20 protein-coding genes and 3 pseudogenes are annotated in these 19,219 nt (G+C 60.1%); 2 read left to right on the top strand and 21 right to left on the bottom strand.

The genetic code is table 11. The features are described 5' to 3' along the window. Positions 1–105: 105 nt before the first annotated feature. From ACTHN9_RS09760 to ACTHN9_RS09715, 10 genes are all read right to left on the bottom strand, one after another. Positions 106–249, bottom strand: a complete 144-nt coding sequence (locus ACTHN9_RS09760; RefSeq protein WP_440536553.1) for a hypothetical protein — start codon at positions 247–249, stop codon at positions 106–108. 146 nt (positions 250–395) lie between these two features. After that, the gene (leuB, locus tag ACTHN9_RS09755; RefSeq protein WP_440536552.1) at positions 396–1,463 is read right to left on the bottom strand and encodes a 3-isopropylmalate dehydrogenase; all 1,068 of its coding nucleotides are present in this window, start codon (positions 1,461–1,463) and stop codon (positions 396–398) included. 75 nt (positions 1,464–1,538) lie between these two features. Then, positions 1,539–2,189 carry a 3-isopropylmalate dehydratase small subunit gene (gene leuD / locus ACTHN9_RS09750; protein ID WP_440536551.1) on the bottom strand — a complete coding sequence of 217 codons (651 nt, stop codon included), beginning with the start codon at positions 2,187–2,189 and terminating at the stop codon, positions 1,539–1,541. A 7-nt stretch (positions 2,190–2,196) separates the two neighbouring features. Further along, positions 2,197–2,340: an entericidin A/B family lipoprotein gene (locus tag ACTHN9_RS09745; RefSeq protein ID WP_440536550.1), complete on the bottom strand. Its 144-nt coding sequence runs from the start codon at positions 2,338–2,340 to the stop codon at positions 2,197–2,199. A gap of 4 nt (positions 2,341–2,344) precedes the next feature. Then, positions 2,345–3,754, bottom strand: coding sequence for a 3-isopropylmalate dehydratase large subunit (gene leuC / locus ACTHN9_RS09740; RefSeq protein ID WP_440536549.1), 1,410 nt, complete (start codon positions 3,752–3,754; stop codon positions 2,345–2,347). Between the two features lie 157 nt (positions 3,755–3,911). Continuing rightward, complete coding sequence (locus ACTHN9_RS09735) at positions 3,912–5,696, bottom strand: diguanylate cyclase (RefSeq protein ID WP_440536548.1); 1,785 nt, start codon at positions 5,694–5,696, stop codon at positions 3,912–3,914. A gap of 299 nt (positions 5,697–5,995) precedes the next feature. Continuing rightward, the gene (locus tag ACTHN9_RS09730) at positions 5,996–7,024 is read right to left on the bottom strand and encodes a Rieske 2Fe-2S domain-containing protein (RefSeq protein WP_440536547.1); all 1,029 of its coding nucleotides are present in this window, start codon (positions 7,022–7,024) and stop codon (positions 5,996–5,998) included. Then, entirely contained in the window at positions 7,021–8,136 is a 1,116-nt protein-coding gene (locus ACTHN9_RS09725) for a hypothetical protein (protein ID WP_440536546.1), read from the bottom strand. Before ACTHN9_RS09725 ends, ACTHN9_RS09730 begins: the two co-directional genes overlap by 4 nt. After that, entirely contained in the window at positions 8,133–9,293 is a 1,161-nt protein-coding gene (locus tag ACTHN9_RS09720) for an ATP-grasp domain-containing protein (RefSeq protein ID WP_440536545.1), read from the bottom strand. The genes ACTHN9_RS09725 and ACTHN9_RS09720 overlap by 4 nt, the downstream gene beginning before the upstream one ends. A gap of 143 nt (positions 9,294–9,436) precedes the next feature. Beyond that, positions 9,437–10,093: a pyridoxamine 5'-phosphate oxidase family protein gene (locus tag ACTHN9_RS09715; protein ID WP_440536555.1), complete on the bottom strand. Its 657-nt coding sequence runs from the start codon at positions 10,091–10,093 to the stop codon at positions 9,437–9,439. Positions 10,094–10,191: 98 nt separating this feature from the next. On the opposite strand from ACTHN9_RS09715, the gene pdxR reads away from it, so the two are divergent. After that, complete coding sequence (gene pdxR, locus ACTHN9_RS09710) at positions 10,192–11,658, top strand: MocR-like pyridoxine biosynthesis transcription factor PdxR (protein WP_440536544.1); 1,467 nt, start codon at positions 10,192–10,194, stop codon at positions 11,656–11,658. Between the two features lie 130 nt (positions 11,659–11,788). Here pdxR and ACTHN9_RS09705 read toward each other — a convergent pair. The 6 genes and pseudogenes from ACTHN9_RS09705 to ACTHN9_RS09680 all read right to left on the bottom strand — a co-directional run. Beyond that, positions 11,789–11,989 (bottom strand): annotated as a pseudogene (locus ACTHN9_RS09705) (PAAR domain-containing protein); the annotation flags it as partial. Positions 11,990–12,028: 39 nt separating this feature from the next. Next, entirely contained in the window at positions 12,029–12,796 is a 768-nt protein-coding gene (locus ACTHN9_RS09700) for a hypothetical protein (RefSeq protein WP_440536543.1), read from the bottom strand. 286 nt (positions 12,797–13,082) lie between these two features. After that, positions 13,083–13,178: pseudogene (locus ACTHN9_RS09695) on the bottom strand (hypothetical protein); the annotation flags it as partial. A gap of 166 nt (positions 13,179–13,344) precedes the next feature. Next, positions 13,345–13,620: a PAAR domain-containing protein gene (locus ACTHN9_RS09690; RefSeq protein WP_440536542.1), complete on the bottom strand. Its 276-nt coding sequence runs from the start codon at positions 13,618–13,620 to the stop codon at positions 13,345–13,347. Positions 13,621–13,716: 96 nt separating this feature from the next. Further along, on the bottom strand, positions 13,717–14,337 hold the full coding sequence (locus tag ACTHN9_RS09685) for a hypothetical protein (protein WP_440536541.1): 621 nt from the start codon (positions 14,335–14,337) through the stop codon (positions 13,717–13,719). Positions 14,338–14,748: 411 nt separating this feature from the next. Further along, positions 14,749–15,414, bottom strand: a complete 666-nt coding sequence (locus ACTHN9_RS09680; RefSeq protein WP_440536540.1) for a GntR family transcriptional regulator — start codon at positions 15,412–15,414, stop codon at positions 14,749–14,751. 271 nt (positions 15,415–15,685) lie between these two features. Between ACTHN9_RS09680 and ACTHN9_RS09675 the strand changes: the two genes are divergently transcribed. Continuing rightward, on the top strand, positions 15,686–16,174 hold the full coding sequence (locus ACTHN9_RS09675; protein WP_440536539.1) for a GNAT family N-acetyltransferase: 489 nt from the start codon (positions 15,686–15,688) through the stop codon (positions 16,172–16,174). Positions 16,175–16,309: 135 nt separating this feature from the next. Here ACTHN9_RS09675 and ACTHN9_RS09670 read toward each other — a convergent pair whose 3' ends face one another. The 5 genes and pseudogenes from ACTHN9_RS09670 to sdhB all read right to left on the bottom strand — a co-directional run. Further along, a complete protein-coding gene (locus tag ACTHN9_RS09670; protein ID WP_440536538.1) occupies positions 16,310–16,834 on the bottom strand; it encodes a helix-turn-helix transcriptional regulator in 525 nt (174 codons plus the stop codon). Beyond that, the gene (locus ACTHN9_RS09665; protein WP_440536537.1) at positions 16,834–17,127 is read right to left on the bottom strand and encodes a hypothetical protein; all 294 of its coding nucleotides are present in this window, start codon (positions 17,125–17,127) and stop codon (positions 16,834–16,836) included. The genes ACTHN9_RS09670 and ACTHN9_RS09665 overlap by 1 nt, the downstream gene beginning before the upstream one ends. 224 nt (positions 17,128–17,351) lie before the next feature. Then, entirely contained in the window at positions 17,352–18,656 is a 1,305-nt protein-coding gene (gltA, locus tag ACTHN9_RS09660) for a citrate synthase (protein WP_440536536.1), read from the bottom strand. A 68-nt stretch (positions 18,657–18,724) separates the two neighbouring features. Then, a complete protein-coding gene (locus tag ACTHN9_RS09655; protein ID WP_440536554.1) occupies positions 18,725–18,967 on the bottom strand; it encodes a succinate dehydrogenase assembly factor 2 in 243 nt (80 codons plus the stop codon). A 111-nt stretch (positions 18,968–19,078) separates the two neighbouring features. Then, positions 19,079–19,219: pseudogene (gene sdhB, locus ACTHN9_RS09650) on the bottom strand (succinate dehydrogenase iron-sulfur subunit); the annotation flags it as partial.

Here is a 19,219-nt window from a genome sequence, read left to right as displayed (position 1 = left end):
CCAACCTACGAGACCTACGTTCATGACTAACCCTTGGAGTGGACGCTTCCCCGCAACCTTGCCCGGCGTGACCGCGCGGGGAAGACGAGCGGGCACGACGGACGATCAGCGTTTCGTGATCGTTTTGGGGGTAATCGTAATGATGGCGATGCCGGTAATGCGGACGGAGCCAGCGATGGCGCGCGTACCCACACGGGCCGTATCGCCGTGCAGGTTGTCGAACGAGAAGATTCGGGACAGTTGCGCCATCGGGACAGTCTACACGAAAAAACTGCGCCGGCGTGGCCGCGGGGCACGCCGACTCTGCAAAAACTACGCTATTTACGACTCATTGCGAAAGAACGTCGAGCAAACGGGCCGAAAAGGCCCGCTCGCAAAAAACAGTACCCGATCGCTTAAAGCGCCGCGCGGACGGCGTCGCCCATTTCCGCCGTGCCGACCTGACGGCAGCCCGGCGTAGCGATGTCGCCCGTGCGATAGCCGGCTTCGAGCACCTTCTGCACGGCCTTCTCGATTCGTTCGGCCTGCTCGGCCTTGTTCAGCGAGTAGCGCAGCATCATCGCAGCCGAGAGAATCGTCGCGAGCGGATTGGCGATGCCTTTGCCCGCGATGTCCGGCGCCGAGCCGTGCGACGGTTCGTACAGCCCCTTGTTGTTCTTGTCGAGCGAGGCCGACGGCAACATCCCGATCGAGCCCGTCAGCATGGCGGCCTGGTCGGACAAAATGTCGCCGAACAGGTTGCCCGTCACGATGACGTCGAACGACTTCGGCGCCTTCACGAGCTGCATCGCCGCATTATCGACATACATGTGCGAGAGTTCGACGTCCGGGTACTGCCTCGACACGTCGATCATGACCTCTTTCCACAATTGCGACGTCTCGAGCACGTTCGCTTTGTCGACCGACGTCAGGCGCTTGCCGCGCTTTTGCGCCGCTTGGAAGGCCACGTGCGCGATGCGCTGCACTTCGGGTTCCGAATAGCGCATCGTGTCGAAACCTTCGCGCGCCCCCTCGAACGCACCATCGGGCGCTTGGCGAACGCCGCGCGGGGTGCCGAAGTACACGTCGCCGTTCAGTTCGCGCACGATCAGAATGTCGAGACCCGAGACGATTTCCGGCTTCAGCGACGACGCACCCGTCAATTGCGGGTAGCAAATGGCCGGACGGAAGTTCGCGAACAACTGCAAATGCTTGCGCAGCCCGAGGATGGCCTGCTCGGGACGCAGCGCGCGTTCGAGCGAATCGTATTTCCAATCGCCCACGGCGCCGAACAGAATCGCGTCCGCTTCTTTGGCCAGCGCCAGCGTCGAATCCGGCAGCGGGTGGCCTTTCGCCTCGTAGCCGGCGCCGCCCACGGGCGCCTCTTCCATCTCGAACTTTTCGTCGAGGGCGTTCAAGACCTTGATCGCCTCTTTGACGATTTCCTTGCCGATGCCGTCACCGGGGAGCACTGCGATTTTCATTCGGAGTCCTATCGAGTTATGCAATGACCTATCTGCTTCGCGGCGGCCGAGCGCTTGCTCGCCGCCGCCGGAACGTCAGCCGACGATCCGGTGCGCCAGCCACGGCTGCTTGGCGATCCGCTCCGCTTCGAACGCGCGAATCTTGTCGGCGTGGCGCAGTGTGAGGCCGATATCGTCGAAGCCGTTCAAGAGGCAGTACTTACGAAAGCCGTCGACTTCGAACGGATACTCCCGGCCGTCCGGCGTGCGCACGATTTGCGCTTCCAGATCGATCGTCAATTGATAGCCGTTGAACACGTAGGTTTCGTTGAACAGATGATCGACCTGCTGCTCCGACAACACGATCGGCAGCACGCCGTTCTTGAAGCAGTTGTTAAAGAAGATATCGGCGAAGCTCGGGGCGATCAACGCGCGAAACCCGTATTGCTGCAATGCCCAGGGCGCATGCTCGCGCGAGCTGCCGCAACCGAAGTTCTTGCGAGCGAGCAGCACCGAGGCGCCTTGGTAACGCTGCTGATTAAGCACGAAATCGGGGTTCAGCGGACGGCGAGAATTGTCCTGCCCCGGCTCGCCATGATCCAGATAGCGCCACTCGTCGAACAGGTTCGGACCGAACCCGGTGCGCTGGATCGATTTCAAAAATTGCTTCGGGATGATCGCATCGGTATCGACGTTTTCGCGATCGAGGGGCGCAACGAGCCCCGTGTGCACGACGAATTTGTCCATGTTCCTCTTACTCCGCAGCTTTCTTGATGGCGTGACCCGCGTCGCTCATGTCCTGGCCGAAACCGGCCATCGTATTGCAGCCCGCCAGGCCGAGCAGCACACCGGCGAGCGCGAGCCATGCTGCGCGCCGCCAAAACATCCAAGCTTTCATGGCCCTACCCTAACTTCCGAATGTCCACAAAATGGCCTTCGATCGCGGCGGCCGCGGCCATCGCCGGGCTCACGAGGTGCGTGCGTCCGCCCGCACCTTGGCGGCCTTCGAAGTTGCGGTTCGACGTGGACGCGCAGCGCTCGCCCGGATCGAGCCGGTCGGCGTTCATCGCCAAGCACATCGAACAGCCGGGCTCGCGCCATTCGAAGCCGGCCTCGACGAATACCTTGTCGAGCCCTTCGCGCTCGGCCTGCGCTTTGACGAGCCCCGAGCCGGGCACGACCATCGCCAAACGGATATTCGACGCGACACGTCGCCCAAGCTTCTTCACCACATAGGCCGCCGCGCGGATGTCTTCGATGCGCGCGTTCGTGCACGAGCCGATGAATACTTTGTCGACCTTGATCGACTCCATCGGCACGTTCGGTTCGAGCGCCATGTATTGCAGCGCACGTTCCATCGCGTCGCGCTTGACCGGATCTTTCTCGCGCTCGGGATCGGGCACGCGGCTATCGATCGCCGTCACCATTTCGGGCGACGTGCCCCAGGTGACTTGCGGCACGATCTGCGCGGCGTCAAGTTCGACGACGCGGTCGAAATACGCGCCGGCATCGGAGACGAACGTGCGCCAATAAGCGACTGCATGATCCCACTCGACGCCTTGCGGCGAATAGGGGCGGCCCTTCAGATAATCGATCGTCGTATCGTCGACCGCCACCATGCCCGCACGCGCGCCGGCTTCGATGGCCATGTTGCACACGGTCATGCGGCCTTCCATCGACAGCGCGCGAATGGTCGAGCCGCCGAATTCGATCGCGTAGCCCGTGCCGCCGGCGGTCCCGATCTTGCCGATGATCGCAAGCACGATGTCCTTGGCCGTACAGCCGCGCGGCAATGAGCCCTCGACCTTCACGAGCATGTTCTTGCTCTTCTTCTGCAAGAGCGTTTGCGTGGCCAGCACGTGCTCGACTTCCGACGTGCCGATGCCGTGAGCCAGCGCACCGAACGCCCCGTGCGTCGACGTGTGCGAATCGCCGCAGACGATCGTCATGCCGGGCAGCGTCGCGCCCTGCTCGGGCCCGATGATATGAACGATGCCCTGACGCAGGTCGTTCATCTTGAATTGCGTAATGCCGTAGGCGTCGCAGTTCGCATCGAGCGTATCGACTTGAAGCTTCGACACCGGATCGGCGATGCCGTGGCTGCGGTCGGTCGTCGGCACGTTATGGTCGGACACGGCCAGGTTGGCGCTGACGCGCCACAGCGGGCGTTCGTGCATCTTGAGCCCTTCGAATGCCTGCGGGCTCGTGACTTCGTGCAGCAATTGACGGTCGATGTAGAGCAGCGTCGTGCCGTCTTCTTCGGTGTGGACGACGTGCGAATCCCACAGCTTGTCGTAGAGAGTCTTTGACATGATAGGCGCGGTAATCGTGGCAACGGGCAATCCCCGGTGCGGTCGATTATGCCACGCGGGCGGCCGCCGCGACATCGGCCGACAAGAAAAAAAACGATAAAAAACAGTGAGTTGAGTGGTAGTTTCAGTACTAGTTTCGGGGTTGCTAGGGTTGCGGTCAGCCCATTTTTCGGTCGCGCGCAACGATGCCGGCGACGACACGGTTGCGTCCAGCGTTTTTCGCTTCGTAGAGATTTTTATCCGCCAGCCCCGTCAACCGTGCGAAATCGGGCGCCTCGGTCCCGCTGCACCAGGCCACGCCGAAACTCGCCGTGAAAGAGAACGCACGCCCATCGTCCGCCACGACGCGCGCCTGTTCGACAGCGGCGCGCAAGCGCTCGGCAGCAGCGATTGCGGCCTGCAGCCCGCGCACACGCATCAACGCGATGAACTCTTCGCCGCCGACACGCGCGACGATATCGCCGTCTCGCCAAATCTGCCGGCTCAGATCGGCCACCGCGCGCAAGGCACTGTCGCCAGCATTGTGGCCATAGGTGTCGTTGATCTGCTTAAAGCGATCGAGATCGAATACGACCACCGCATAGTCCGAGGGATCGGCGTCCGCGCCGTTCCAACGCTTTGCCTGTTTATCGATCGCGCGACGATTCGGCAACCCCGTCAACGAATCGGTTTCGGAGAGTCGCTTCATTTCGGTCAGCAGCCGATCGCGAACCGATTCGACCTTCATTTTCTCGATGCGGCTGGCATTGAGCATCGCGATCGAGTGCAGCAACTCGGCTACCTCGGCGCTTTGCGCAGTGGCCGGAACGTCCGCATTGAGGTCGCCGCTCGCGATCGCGTCGATGGTCCTGGCCGCATGTCGCAGCGGCACGACCACGCGCCGGCGCACAATCGCGAGAATCGCCGCCAACGCGCCTGCAATGACGATCGACGCACCCAGCGTCACCAGCAAACGCAACTGAGCTTGCTTACGCTGCATGTCGAGCTTGGTGCGCGAAAGGTCGAGCAGCACATCGCGCAGATCCGTGATCGAGCGCATCGGCGGCACGTACTCGGCAGCAAAGGTCGCGGGCGAGATATCGGTCGCCGCCCCTCTTAGCGACAGCGCACGCACCTGTTCGACGTAGCGGATGCCCACGCCTTCGTACCGGCTACGCATCGTGCCCAGCGCGACCCTAACGGCGAGCGGCTGCACGTTCGCGGGCAAGCAGCTGTCGATCGACACCTCCAACTGCGTCAAGCGGCCACGCAGACGTTCGATCGCCAATAACTCGTCGAGCGTCAGCGGCCGACGAGCGGCCAATGCCGCCGTGAATTGCGAGCCCAGTTGCCCCGCAAATTCTCGATAGTCGGCCAAAAGGCGCGTGGCGAGGAGCCAGTACAGCGTTTCCGGCGAACCGCGCAGCACCGTCAGCGCAATGTCGTCGAGCGGCGGCGCCAATTCCGGGATCAGGGCGATCATGCCGGCGACGGCATCGCTAATGGCGGCGGGACGCCGTTGCGCGAGCGGCAACGCGAGCAGCGCATCGACACGCGCGCGCCGGCGGGCAAGGTCGGACTGCATCGTCCGGATGCGCGCGGCTGCCAGCGCGCAATGGTCCGGACATGTCGGGCTCTGTAGGATTCGAAGGAGTTCCGCAATTCGCCGGTCGCTTTCGGCTCGGGCCCGGCTCAACGCTTGCACGCGCACCGCGGGAATCGGCAAGTCTTCGCCGAGGGCTCCATTGGTCGGCCCTCGCTCCACCGAAACCTTCTCCATGACCAGCAGCGTCGCGCGGTAGCTGTCGAAGGCGGCAAGGGCGGTGCTGGCGCGACTATAGGCGGCCCACTCGTTCGTTACCAGCCAACCGAGCGGCAATAGCACGACGGCGAATACGCAGACGCTAATGGCCGCCAGCAAGCGCGTGATCGATATTGATCTGACGAAATGTGCGGCGCGCATGATCTCTCGCCTATCGCTTTGCAACCGCTTCGGCGATGAGCTGCGCCTGCTTCGGTTCCGCCGCCGCACGAGCGCGGTTGACGGAGCGTGTGATTGATTTCAAGCCTTCCCCTGCGTAATCGAGCCGTGGCTGCCATGCGATGTACGCTGAGCCATGCACTCGTGTATACGGCCGAAACGGGGGAACACTGAAGCGTTTCGCGTGTAGGGATTACCTGAAAACGCTTGGAAAGCGCGCTTGCTTGTCTGTTCAAAACCGCGGGCCCGCATCGACGCAAGGCAAGCGTTGCCGTTTGCCCTTACAGGAAGACCCGGATCTTGTGTACCGACTCTGTCGATGCCTCGTTCGACTGCAACCAAACCGCATCGAGCGCCGGCCGCACCACATCCAGTTCGGTCGAGATTCCCTCGCCCCGCCGGCACCGGTTCCGGTTCTGCGCCTGCGCCTCGACGATCTGTCGATCTTGTCGCAACACACGGCGCAGCAGCGGCCATGCAAACGCGCGCACGGCCCAGCGAGGCGCCCAGCGATTCTCGATGTGGAGCGTGCCGTAAACCCGGGTAACCGCCTCGCTGACAGGACTGAAATGCAGCGTGAAATATAGGGCGCTGCCGTTCTCGTATCGGTACTCGAGTTGTGCCGTGCCGGCCGCCGCCGCATCGAAACGCGCGCGCTCCGATTCGCGTCGCGATTCGAACAGCCGATACAGCCACCCGCTCTGGACCGGTTGGCCCTTGTAATCGACCTGCAAGGCGCCGGCCGAGCGCGTCACAGTCACGTCCACCGCTTGTCGACCTCGCCCGCTGCGAACGATACCCGGGTGCACGAAGTGCGTGTGCTGCGCATCGAGGAAATTCTCGAGTGCATCGATCGCGCGAGCGTTCCAAACGGCCTGCCACATAAAGCGCCGCGCGTGCACCGACGGACGCCGGATAAACTCGGGCAACGCATCCGCATTCGCGTCGCCCATCCCATCGAGCCGCACCCAAACCAGACCGTCGACCTCCATCACCTTTGCCGAGCCCACGCGAACGGCCGGCTGGCAGGCTCCCGACCGCAAACCCGGGATCGCCACGCAGCGGCCGTCGGCGGCAAATGTCCAGCCGTGATAGGCACACTGCAACCCCTGCTCCGTCATGCGGCCAGCGGAGAGCGGAACATGCCGATGCGGACAGCAATCGTCGAGGGCGAACAACGCGCCCGACGCGTCTCGTGCGATCGCGAGCGGCCGATCGAGCAGCGTGACCGCGCGCGGCTTCGTGCCGACCTCGGACGTGCGCGCCACGACGAACCAACTTTGGGCCAGCGATCGGTTCCAGGCGTTCAAAGCTTGAAGTGCTCCATGATGGGGACCCCGAGTTGGGTCGTCAGAAAACGAAGCGATGCCAGGGCGCGGCGCGTCGGCGCCGGAAGGTGAGCGCACAGCACGGCGCTGTATTCGATCGCCGGTTCGCCGCCGCGCAGGCGTTTGAAATGCGCGGCGCCCGCGCTCAAGTTCAACGTGCCTGCGCGCGCTCGCGTAATCGACAACACATGCGCCATCAAAAGGCGGTACAACCCGGCAGATCGCGGCCACGACGTGTCGTATCCGACGATGGGGGCCGTTAGGAGCGGGCCTTGCGCGAAGATGCCGAGCACTGCCCGAAGTTGTCCCGATTCGTCGCGAAAGCCGCTCAATTCGAGCAGTCCCGCGCGCTGCCACGCCTTCAGAAACGCGGCCGTATAACGCGGATTGAGCCGCGAATACTTCTCGAGATAAAGCTTGCCATAGAGCGCCTCGCCGGCGGCGAAATCCTCGTCGGAAAAGGCGCTGCCCTCCACGCGTTGCAACGGGTTCGAGCGCAGCAGCTTGAAATCGCGCCGCAAATTCTGATGGTTGCTCGCGCAGCGCGCAACGTCGCGAAACACATAGACTTGACGCGTCGGAATCAGCTCGAATCCCGCCGCGCCTAGCGCATGCAGCCAGTGCGCGTGTTGCACGGTATTGAGCGAGCGAAACCAGATCGCGTGATCCGGCCAGCGCGCTGCGAGCGCATCGCGAAAGGCGAGGAAGTCGATACCGTCGGCCGACGGGTACAGATTGGTGCTGAGCAGCCAGTTGTTGACGGACACGGCCCGATCGAGCCCAACCTTGCGCAACCAGCGATCCGCGACGCCGATCACCGCCGTGAGCGGCCACGCAAGGGCGCCGGGCACGACGCGCCGCGTTTCTTCCAACGCGTAGCGGCTGTATGTGGTGAGCGGCGAGCAAACCCATGCGTTTTCGCCGCCCGTCTCGTTGATCGTAATAGGAAACGACAAGCCGCCCCACTCGAAGGTCGCTACCTCGACGTCGAGATTGCCGATGAAACGTTGCGTCGGAACGCCGGCGTGCACCGCGGCGAACGCATCCGACCCGGCTGCGAATTCGGCGCGGGGAACGTATGGGCAATCGCTCATGCTTCCGGCAACGGTTGACCATCCCATTCGATGTCCCGCGTCGCGGCTTCGCGCATATTGCAGCGCTGCGCGCGGGCAAGCCGTGCATAAGACACCAGGTCGAGAACGGCGCCGACGAAAGGCCGATGGTCACCCGCCGCACGGATGACGTCGGTTGCGCGCCGATAGTCTCGCATCCAGCCGCGTAGCTCCCTATGCTTGGCCGCATCGATCAACCCCGTACTCAGCATGACCGCGCCGATCATTCTGGGCGATGGCGCAACGGGTTCGACACACGTGTCGATTGTCCCATCCAGCGCAGCGGGCAGCGGATCGTCGAGCGAGAAGAGATGGCAGCCGCTGGTCGCGCGCGGATTGCATTCGAGTACGCTGACCTCGCCGTTGGCGTGCTCGATCCAGTCGAACGATAGTTGCCCCGTGAAATCGAGCTTGCGTGCGAACCGTGCGACGAATTCGCGGACGGCATCGATGCGCGCCGGCTCGAAGTAGTAGCTCGAACTCGTCTGCATTCGCCATGTGGGCCGATACAGGCTGTGCGCGACGAGTCGCCCCCGGTCCGCCACGCTATAAGAGCAATACTCGGTGCCGCGCACATAGCGCTGAGCGACCCACTTCCCGAGCGCGGCGAGTTCGGGCGCGTCTTGAGGAATGCCGTCGCGATACAGGCGCACGTGAACGCCGAATCTCGAAAACTCGGGCTTCAGCACAACCGGGTTCGTGCCGGCCCACTGCCTGGCTTCGTCGATCGATCCGACGAGCGCCGATTCGGGTACGTTCGCGCCGCACCCCTGCGCAAGCGACAGAAAGCGCCACTTGCTGTGCATGTCGCGCAACTTGTCGAAGTCGTCGGCTAGCACGCGCACGTCGCCCGGGAGCCGATGGCGATAACGCGACAAGAAGAACACTTCCTCGCAGTTCGGCACGATCAGGTCGATGGCGTGCTTCGCGCAAGCGTGGCTCAAATCGGCGGCGAATTGGGCCGGCGTATGGCGCGGCGACGCAATCCGCACGGTCGCGTCGACCGATCGGGACGCGCCGCTGATCAGGCAGGAAATGCTGTCGGCCATCGTCACCTTCCACCCTTGACGTGCGAAGCGGCGCGCGTGATCGAGCGCGACCGGCGCCCGTGCGCCGAGGATGAGAACGTTACGTGGCATGGTCGTCGTGGATAAATGGATCCGTTTGGCGGAAATGCGTTGAGCGAAGCGGTTTTCGCGGCCACGAATTTAGGTTTATACGCTTGCGCTGTCAATGCATTCCACCAAAGGCACGGCGCCTCACTACCGTCGAGCCGAAAAAATCAATCGGCCCAGTTCTTCACGTAGTCCGGCACCGGTACGTTTCCGTTGCAATTGAAGTGAATTGGAATGCCACGGGTCGTTTTCAACGGCAAGACGCCCGCCCAGACGGGGAGCCCGAGATCTTCCTCTTTATCGGACGGCAGCGAGGCGCTGACTTTCACCGCCGCTTCCGTCAGCGCAATTCGCAGCACGCTGGTCGCGTTGATCTCTTTGTCATTGCCAGGCCGCGCTTCGTGCTTGCGGCCTTTGGCGATCTTATCCATGAACGTATCGAGCGCCGCCAGCTTATCGGCATTGTCTTGCACCGGTTCGAATACGCCATAGACCACCGCGGACCGATAGTTCATCGAGTGGCTGAACGCCGACTTGGCCAACACTAGGCCGTCTACCAATGTCATCCCCACCGCGGCTTGCGTTCCTGCGGCCAGCGCCTTGATCATGCGGCTGCCGTTCGATCCGTGGATATAGAGGTAATCGTCCTTTCGCCAATGAGCCGTCGGGATACAGTGGGTATCGTCGCCGGCGACGAAAGCGATATGGCAAACATAGGCTTCGTCCACGATTTCGTGCAGCATCGAGCGATCGCGATTCGCCAATTCGGGCAAGCGGCGAATCGTCGTGCGAGCGGTTGGGGCAAGGGTGATGCGTTCATTCATATTCATTTGCTTCGTCCGGGGTAGGTGCGAGGCCAACGATACAATGCGATATCGCGATTAAAAAGAACCAACGCAGGGGAAAAACTTAGAACCAGGACATGGATCTCGCTCTTCTCATCTCAACGTTTTCGGCGCAGCACGACTCGTCGCAACACAGCCAGCAGGAAGCGCTTTATCGCAGTTTGCGCGATATGCTGTTGGACGGGCGCATTCCGCCCGGCACGCGTCTGGCATCGACGCGGATGCTTGCCGGCGAACTCGGGATCGCCAGAAATTCCGCCGTCTACGCTTATGAGCGGCTCGCCGAAGAAGGCTTCGTCGCCGCCACGCGCAACGGCACGATCACGCTTTGGGATGGACGTGGCCGGCCGCGCGCCCGGGACGAAGGCGGCCCGCATCCGGTTCGGCTCTCCGATCGGGTTCAAGGGCTCGACAATCCCCAGCCCGAGCCCGACCGCATGTTGCCGTTCGTTCCCGGCCTACCCTCGCTGGACGAGTTTCCCATTGTGCAGTGGCGTCGTTGCGTCGAGCGAGCCTGGCGGCAAATCGCACCCGCACAGCTTGCCTACGGTCCCATCGAGGGCCTTCCGGAATTGAGGCGAGCCGTGGCGGCCTATATCAAGGTATCGCGCGGCGTACGATGCGAAACGGAGCAGGTCTTCATCACCGACGGGACGCAAAGCAGCCTCGAGTTGTGCGCACGCGTGCTGGCGAATCCCGGCGATTTCGGTTGGCTGGAAAACCCTTGCTATAACGGCGCGAGAACGGCATTCCGGTCCACGGGTTTGCACATCGTGCCGGTCGAAGTCGATCGCGAAGGCATGGCGCCCGAGGAAGATCAGTGGCGCCGAACGCCTCCCAAGCTGATCTATACGACACCCTCGCATCAATATCCGCTCGGATCGTTAATGAGCATCCAGCGCCGGGCGATGCTCGTGGAGCAGGCGCGCGCGTGCGGCGCTTGGATTATAGAAGACGATTACGACAGCGAATTTCGCCACGGCGGCCAACCGCTGCCCGCCATCCAGGGCATTCACGCCGATGCGCCCGTTTGCTATATCGGCACCTTCAGCAAGACGATGTTTCCTGCTTTGCGGCTAGGCTTCATGGTCATTCCGCCAACGTTGGTCGACCGCTTGAGCAGCACGTTGCGCGAACTCGTGCATCGAGGTCATCCGGCCGATCAACTGGCGATGGCCGAATTCATGGATAGCGGCCTATTCGCGCGGCACCTGCGCAAGATGCGCGCACTCTACGCTCATCGGCGCGACCGCCTTCAGGCTGCGCTCGCCGAGCATCTCGGTGCATCGTTGAAAGTCAGAGAGAGTTCGGGTGGGATGCACCTCTCCACCGAACTCGCCCTGCCTCATCACGACAGCGACATCGCTTGCATTGCCCGCGACCGGGGCCTCGTGCTGCAGCCCCTGAGCCGCTATCGCGTGGCGCAGGGCCGTCCTTACAACGGCTTCGTTTTAGGCTACGCGGGGCTGCAGGATGCGACGATAGAAAAGGCGGCCGTCCAGTTCGCGCAAGTCATGGAAGCAGCTCGACCGTTGTCTCGCTGAAGCGGGAAAGAAGCGCGACCGGCGGGCCAATGGATGTCAGCCTTCCACCGACCGCGATCCAAGCCGATCCCGCCGGACAACCGTCGCGCCCCTGGGACACCACGCGCCCATGTGAAACGGGGACGGAGTATCAAGCCTTGACCGACATCGATAGTTGAGAAGCGACGAGTTTCGGCGGAGGATCGCACTTGCAGATGCAAAGATCGTCGCTCAAAGCTGCACGTTGACCATCGGGCGCGGTCATCACCTGACGAGGACCGTCGCATTTGATTTTGCCAGTCGTGTTACATACCGAGCATTTCACATCGTCGTCCTCGTGAGCGACATCGCGGCGTAGTAAAGGCTACCGCTCTGTTTTATAAATAGGCGACTACTTGCACTTCGCTTCATGACACCTGATAAATGACTTCACCGCACCTGCAGTCTTGTACGGAAACGAACTCTCCCGCCCTTCTTGGTATCCATCCATTCCGGTCATTGCGCTATTATCAACAACACTTCTATTTTCGACCAACCGACCTTGCTCATCCACGAAATACGCATACACCTGGTAATATTTTCCATAGACCCCAACTCCACGGGAATTGACATCCCAATGAACAATGGTGAAAATATTCGGTCGACCCTTGAGATTCATGAAAAATATAGAATCAACATTTGGCGCCCCACCTTCTATAGAATATTTTGCGAATTTCGTTTTCTCACATCCACTCGATCCCGGCCTATAAATAGACAAAGTTATCGTTTGATCCGCATCGTCCCTTTCAATCGAGACAATCGAATTCCGATATATCCTGTCCGCCGAATATACCCGTGTGGGTGAAGACACTGCGGGACAGGCAACAAATTCATCCCCGCCCGCATAAGCTAGCGAGACGGACGAAAGAAAAGCATAGTACGCAAAGTACGCAAACAATCGTCTAGTTCGACTCTTGAGGAAGCCCCAAGAGCGGCGCCACTCTGCTGTATGCGGCAAGTCTTTCTGGATGTCCATTTTTCCTCCATTAATCTGCCGCGTCACTGCCGCAACCTCTCCCGTATCGGCTACCGAAATCATGCCGCGAATGACCGTCCAATAGACAAATACGGACTCCACTCCATACTCACGCCCCGAAAGCAGAAGATCTGGATTAGCCACAAAATCCTTCTGCTCACCGGAAAACCGACGATTGCGCTCCTCGTTGAAAACTTGGTAGTTAGTCCGCCCTAAACAATTCGTTGTGTTGCCGTGATGAAGCTATGCCGCCGACGGCGCAGCGATTTTGAAGCAGCGCAAGATGACGAGAATCGGGACGTAAAAAAGCCGCAGCTTGCGCAGGATCATTTGCAGGTTGTGACCAGCGCCACACAGCGCCGCGTGAATCGCAATCGCCTTCGGCGATGGTTTGCGTGTCGTGCTCCTTACACTCGACGGTGTCGCCTTTACGGGCAATCGGCTTGCCGTCGACGACGTCCTCGATCGAGCTTGTGGTGACCGTTCCTCCATGCGGAGTAAATTGTGTCGCCGACGACGATAGCATGACGAGCCATGATGATCGCTCCTGACTTGTTGCAATTCGGCCGTGACCGGGCGCGCGAGTTCCGCCACCCCCAGCACGAATTCAAAAACGGTCGCGTTCGGTCGACAAGTGCTCAAGGATGCAATGCTTTTGAAACATCGGAAGACCATTGAGGCGCCGTTTCGTGTCAGCCAGTCGAGCATCCAGCGTTCGATCCTGCCTTGACATGGTTTTTACCGCATGGGCACTGTACGGGATCGTTATCAAGCACGCTGGCTCGCCCGTCTTCGTCCATGTCCGTGCCTGTTCCTTGGATTGGGTGCTCGCCAGGGCAATTGCCACAAGTGGCCATCTCCCCATCGAGTGCGATACGCCGAATACCGTCGAACATGGTCGACGCAGTTGCGATGACCTTGCCACCTGTTGTGGTGGGATCGCCGTGGCAGACAGATGCTTTACTCATTTAAGAAAATCCACGTTAACAAGGGACTTAATCGTTCGGTCTCGAATGACTGAAAGCATCTCCCATCGTTCCACAATTTTTGCTGGATAAGACGGATCATTGATCTCCTCCCTTGCGATCATCAACAAAGCTTACACTACGAAGGATGCGTAAAATTGCTGGCAGATAATTCCCCTTAGGCTCCTCAAGCTTCATAGATTGGCCTTCACCACAGACCGCCGCCTTACCATGAAAAAGACAAAACGAATAGGAGCGAACGCGCTTGTCCTCGTCACCACTGATGTCGTCGGTTGTTCTCAAAAATCCGCTTGCATTTGGCGTTTTCAACTGATAAACGCGAGAAACAGGCGATAGCAGTTTTCTGTCGCTATCGTCTTCGAAGTACGATTCCCAAATCTTCTTTTTATCATCCCACTGTGCCCCAAATGTTTGCGCCGCATCGTCGAATTTCTGACCAATTCGACATTCAAATCGAATCCCAAAGTTATCAAACGTACTCTGTACCGGCGGCGTATCCGTCCAATAGCCAGCAGTCATCTTCATGCGACTTGCCAGGTGACCATGGAAATAATTGATTACACTAATCGCACAACCAGGCTGACCCATGTCTACAGATAAAATCTCATGCTTTCCCGAGATCGTCGATTGACAAAATGCGATTTTGGCCGAGCAGATCTGCAAGAAAAACAGAACAACAACTAGCAGTTTTCGTTTCATCGTTCAATCTCTCCTTGGTTGTCGAGCCTCAGGGAAAGGAAGCAGCGCTCCTTGCGCATCTGAAAACCACGGCTCACCCACTACCGCTAGCGTTTGCGCAAATCCAACGCAACGGGCCACGTATCCGTTGAACGTAGAATTTTGGTTGCCAACCCCAACCGGATAGTTGACGGCAGCAGACGCATCGTGAAAATTATCACTATGGTAGTACCTATACCACTCCCTCGAGCATGCCAGGCTACGGCCGCCCCGTCGGCGCAATCCCGTTGCGACGCACGTCGATCAGGAGGTATGTCCCCCCAAAATCATCTTCGCCGCGGTCGATACAGCAGTTATTGCTATCGCAACAGCGGCAGCCGCCTGTTAGCGGCCCGTACCGATCACACCGTTCACCGTTACTGCGCAGCGAGCCTACGACGCCTTGTCCTGTTGGCCTCTGATCAATCTGATTCGCGCGTCGGTGTTATCGATAATGTGATTCCACATGTGCCGGCGAGCCGCTTCCGGCTCGTTCGATTCAATGGACGCGTAGATACTCAAATGCTCCAGCGTACCGCGCCGCACCGTCGTGGCATCGTCGTGGCGCAATTCGTTGAACGCCAGCCCACTTTGCGCGCGCAGCACCCGGTAAGAGGTGAAGAGCCGTTCATTCTTAGCCGCCGAGAACATTTCCTGGTGAAATGCCCAGCCGATTCGCTGCTCGGCGTGCAGATCGGTCGATTCGTCGTCGACGACACGACGCAACTGATCCGCCGCTGCCATCAATCCGTCGGTTGCACCATTGACCGCGGCCAAGTACGCCGCGGTGCTCTCTAACGCGAGCCGTACCTCGAAAATCTCGCGCAAATCCATGGTGGTCGGTGCGGTGACATAGGTACCCTTGCGCGGAATGACCTCGACCAACCCTTCCACGACAAGGCGCTGTATGGCCGACCTCACCGGCATATGACCGAGCATGAGTTCATCGGCCATACTGCGCGGAGAAATTGGGCACCCAGCCGCGAGCCGACCATCCAGAATGCGCGAGCGGATTTGCGTATATGCTGCTTGGGTGTCGGATTGACGGTCTGCCGTCATTTGAAATCTCGATTTGTTTGTTATTCGGACGAATTATCCAGAGAGCATAGAGACTACCCTATCGCGCAACAAATGAGACCTGATACTTTTTGGAGTGCAATCGTTTCCACCCTTGAGGTAGAGCGCAAAATGCAGCCCTGATCCATTCCGACTCTAAAATCGATACGAGCTAGACAAACCGGTCTTTTCTTTCATTTGAACGACAATAACATCCTCGACTAACATCGCAACCAAACTCGCAGCCGACGGCATAAGCCGATAAAAGCCCTCCATGCCCGATTCCCTCCCGCTCTTCTCCGTCCATGCCGTTTCGGCCGAGCAGGTCCTCCCGCTGCGACGCTCCGTGCTGGTGGACAATGACGCCGACTCCTGTCGATTCCCTGGCGATGACGAACCAACGACATTGCATCTCGCTGTCTACCAAGGCGATCGGATTGTCGCCGTCGCGACCATTTGCCGCGAGCCCTTACCCGGTCGACAAAACGACACCACAGCGTGGCGGCTACGCGGCGTGGCTGTGGAGGAGCATGTGCGCGGCTTCGGCTTTGGACGCACGCTGACTAAGCTGTGTTCCGACCATGCCTGCCGCCATGGCGGCGGGCTCGTTTGGTGCACCGCCCGCGAAACGGCTCGCGGCTTCTATGAAGGACTCGGTTTCGCCCTTGCTTCGCCGCCGTTCAAGCTGCCTTCCCGGGGCGATCTTCTTTTCTATGAAATGCACTACGTCTTGCCGGGCGCACCTATCGCGGACACTGAATAGATTCCCGCCTGTAACGACGCGATCTGACAACGCAGCGCGGATCGCCCATTTGACCGACCGCGCAAACACGCCATCCGAAATCGCAGGAGACGCAGTATCGCAGCCGATTAAGGCACATTGCGCTTGCGCCGTCGGTCAGCTCACGAGTGACGTCAATTGACGGTTGAAACGAGGCTCGATTTCACGCGCCTCCTTTGCCAGATTCACTTGCTTGGCGGCCTTCGCCATGTCGATGAGATCCGCGCTGATCGCATAGTCCCCTCGATTCGTGAGCCAAGCGAGTACATCGGCAAGATGCCAAACGGACGGGTTGCCTTCGTGGACGGGTAAGGGAAACCGCGACGCATGGGCGAGCATGAGCTTGCGCATGTTTTGGCGGGTCACGCCGGCAAGTTCCGCGACATCCGTCAAGCCGACAAAATCGGGCCCGGCTTCGACCAGCCGAGCCGACGCAATCGCTTGCTTAACGTCGCGCAGCGCCGTATAGATCGCCGACCAAGCATCAGGCGCTTCGCGTCTGAAAGCCAATGCGATTCGCCCCGGCTGACCGACACCGATCGTGGCATCATCGCAACCCGCCTCGAATAGGTGCTCGACGACTTGCTCGTGCGCCTGATTCTCGTCCGGTAGCTGATATTTCAGCGTGAATACATATTCCATTAGGACTCCTTAGTTTCTACCCGCAGGCGCGACTTGAACGCATCGACCTGCCGCACCACCGCGCAATGATCCACCACACGCTTCAGATCCTTGGCATGATTCGCCGGACGGCGCGGCGTGCTCCAAACGCTGGTGATGCAAAATTCGCCGCAACGGCAATCGGCATCGTTGTAGGGACAAAGTATCTTGCCCCATGCGTGCCCGTTTCCTCGTTTTGGCTCGACTCGCCAGCCGCAAGCTTCCGCGTACGCTAGCGCCGCTTCGATTTCCTTCTTCGGATGTGGTCGTTGCATTCGTCAATGCGGCAAGAATACCGCTCAGTGGATGGGTTGTCAATCGACAACTTCAGGTGATCGACGAATGAAGCGTACCGCCCCGACAGTCCGACCGTGAATACGCCTAACGGCATAGGTCGGCGCGAGAACGACGCGCATAAAAAAACCCCGACGGTTCGACCCGTCGGGGCTCTGTGCACTTCGACGAACCGGCTCTCAGGAGCCGGTGCCGAGGCTCGCGATCAGCCGCGTTGGCCGATCGGCTTCGCTTCGCGCGGCGTTTCGCCAATGAACAGCTGACGCGGGCGACCGATCTTCTGCTCGGCTTCCGAAATCATTTCGTTCCACTGCGCGATCCAGCCGACCGTGCGCGCCATCGCGAAGATGCAGGTGAACATCGACGTCGGGATGCCAAGCGCGCGTTGAACGATACCCGAGTAGAAATCGACGTTCGGATAGAGCTTACGCGACACGAAATATTCGTCTTCGAGGGCAATCTTTTCGAGCTGCATGGCGAGCTTGAACAGGGGATCGTCGTGCAAGCCGAGTTCTTCGAGCACTTCGTGACACGTTTCGCGCATGAGTTTCGCACGCGGATCGTAGTTCTTGTAGACGCGGTGGCCGAAGCCCATCAGCTTCACGCCCGAGTTCTTGTCCTTGACCTGCTTGATGAACTCGGGAATGTTGTCCGACGAACCGATTTGCTCGAGCATGTTCAGCGCCGCTTCGTTCGCGCCGCCGTGCGCCGGGCCCCAGAGGCAGGCGATACCGGCAGCGATACAGGCGAACGGATTGGCGCCCGACGAACCGGCCAGACGCACCGTCGAGGTCGACGCGTTCTGTTCGTGGTCCGCGTGCAGAATCAAGATGCGGTCGAGCGCGCGCACGAGCACGTCGTTGACCTCGTACTCTTCGCACGGGTTCGAGAACATCATGCGCATGAAGTTCGCGCTATACGACAGGTCGTTCTTCGGATAAACGAACGGCTGGCCGATGCTGTACTTGTACGCCATCGCCACCAGCGTCGGCAGCTTCGCGATCATGCGGATCGCCGAAACGTCGCGGTGATGCGGATCGTTGATGTTCAGCGAATCGTGATAGAACGCCGACAATGCGCCCACCGACGCGACAAGGATCGCCATCGGGTGCGAATCGCGACGGAAACCACGGAAGAAGAACTGCATCTGCTCGTGGACCATCGTGTGGCGCGTCACCGTGCTGACGAACTCTTGCTTTTCCTTGGCGGTCGGCAGATCGCCCTTGAGCAGCAGGTAGCACGTTTCGAGGAAGTCGGCGTTTTGCGCGAGATTGTCGATCGGGTAGCCGCGATACAGCAGCTCGCCCTTGTCCCCGTCGATATAGGTGATCGCGGAGTTGCACGACGCGGTCGACATGAAGCCCGGGTCGTACGTGAACTTACCGGTTTGGCCGTACAGCTTGCGGATGTCGATCACGTCGGGGCCCATCGTACCCTTGTAGATCGGCATTTCGACGCTCGGCGAATTGTCGCTGAACGAGAGCGTGGCTTTAACATCTGACGGAGTCATAGCATCCTCTATCGAAGTTGGAACGGGTTTCCGATCATGCGCGCGCGGCGCGTCCATCCATGCGACGCTCAAACGGCGCGCAACAGGCCCAGCACCCGGACGACGTCCGGGTCGGAAAGCTCGCCTTCCGGTTCCTTGCGAGCGAGAAGCAAGTCCATCAGGTCGTTGTCGCTCAGCTCGAACAGACGTGTGAGCGCACCCACGTCTGCGTCGCTGAGGCTCTCCTCATAACGGCCGAAAAAACGTTCGAAGATCAAATCGTTTTCCAGCAAACCGCGCCGCGCACGCCAGCGCAAACGCGCACGGCGCAGCGGATCGGATTGGTGCGATGCGGCATTATGCGCCGATCCACCCCCGGATGTCCCGAAGGACTCCTCGGGGGGCTGCGAATAAAGCGAGGGGGGAGCAGCGAGTCTCATTCTTTAAACCGTACGACGCACCATCAATTCCTTGATCTTGCCGATCGCCTTCGTCGGATTGAGGCCCTTCGGGCACACGTCGACGCAGTTCATGATCGTATGGCAACGGAACAGACGGTAGGGATCTTCGAGATTGTCCAGACG

The organism is Trinickia sp. (assembly GCF_051953405.1).
Lineage (GTDB): Bacteria > Pseudomonadota > Gammaproteobacteria > Burkholderiales > Burkholderiaceae > Trinickia.
Note: the sequence above shows the minus strand (reverse complement) of the source record. Positions and strands in the feature narration are given on the sequence as shown.

Bases quoted from the DNA above. Each gene is read 5' to 3' on its own strand.
- ACTHN9_RS09760 (WP_440536553.1), bottom strand. From the start codon at position 249: ATGGCGCAACTGTCCCGAATCTTCTCGTTCGACAACCTGCACGGCGAT.
- leuB (WP_440536552.1), bottom strand. From the start codon at position 1,463: ATGAAAATCGCAGTGCTCCCCGGTGACGGCATCGGCAAGGAAATCGTC.
- leuD (WP_440536551.1), bottom strand. From the start codon at position 2,189: ATGGACAAATTCGTCGTGCACACGGGGCTCGTTGCGCCCCTCGATCGC.
- ACTHN9_RS09745 (WP_440536550.1), bottom strand. From the start codon at position 2,340: ATGAAAGCTTGGATGTTTTGGCGGCGCGCAGCATGGCTCGCGCTCGCC.
- leuC (WP_440536549.1), bottom strand. From the start codon at position 3,754: ATGTCAAAGACTCTCTACGACAAGCTGTGGGATTCGCACGTCGTCCAC.
- ACTHN9_RS09735 (WP_440536548.1), bottom strand. From the start codon at position 5,696: ATGCGCGCCGCACATTTCGTCAGATCAATATCGATCACGCGCTTGCTG.
- ACTHN9_RS09725 (WP_440536546.1), bottom strand. From the start codon at position 8,136: ATGAGCGATTGCCCATACGTTCCCCGCGCCGAATTCGCAGCCGGGTCG.
- ACTHN9_RS09720 (WP_440536545.1), bottom strand. From the start codon at position 9,293: ATGCCACGTAACGTTCTCATCCTCGGCGCACGGGCGCCGGTCGCGCTC.
- ACTHN9_RS09715 (WP_440536555.1), bottom strand. From the start codon at position 10,093: ATGAATGAACGCATCACCCTTGCCCCAACCGCTCGCACGACGATTCGC.
- pdxR (WP_440536544.1), top strand. From the start codon at position 10,192: ATGGATCTCGCTCTTCTCATCTCAACGTTTTCGGCGCAGCACGACTCG.
- ACTHN9_RS09690 (WP_440536542.1), bottom strand. From the start codon at position 13,620: ATGAGTAAAGCATCTGTCTGCCACGGCGATCCCACCACAACAGGTGGC.
- ACTHN9_RS09685 (WP_440536541.1), bottom strand. From the start codon at position 14,337: ATGAAACGAAAACTGCTAGTTGTTGTTCTGTTTTTCTTGCAGATCTGC.
- ACTHN9_RS09680 (WP_440536540.1), bottom strand. From the start codon at position 15,414: ATGACGGCAGACCGTCAATCCGACACCCAAGCAGCATATACGCAAATC.
- ACTHN9_RS09675 (WP_440536539.1), top strand. From the start codon at position 15,686: ATGCCCGATTCCCTCCCGCTCTTCTCCGTCCATGCCGTTTCGGCCGAG.
- ACTHN9_RS09670 (WP_440536538.1), bottom strand. From the start codon at position 16,834: ATGGAATATGTATTCACGCTGAAATATCAGCTACCGGACGAGAATCAG.
- ACTHN9_RS09665 (WP_440536537.1), bottom strand. From the start codon at position 17,127: ATGCAACGACCACATCCGAAGAAGGAAATCGAAGCGGCGCTAGCGTAC.
- gltA (WP_440536536.1), bottom strand. From the start codon at position 18,656: ATGACTCCGTCAGATGTTAAAGCCACGCTCTCGTTCAGCGACAATTCG.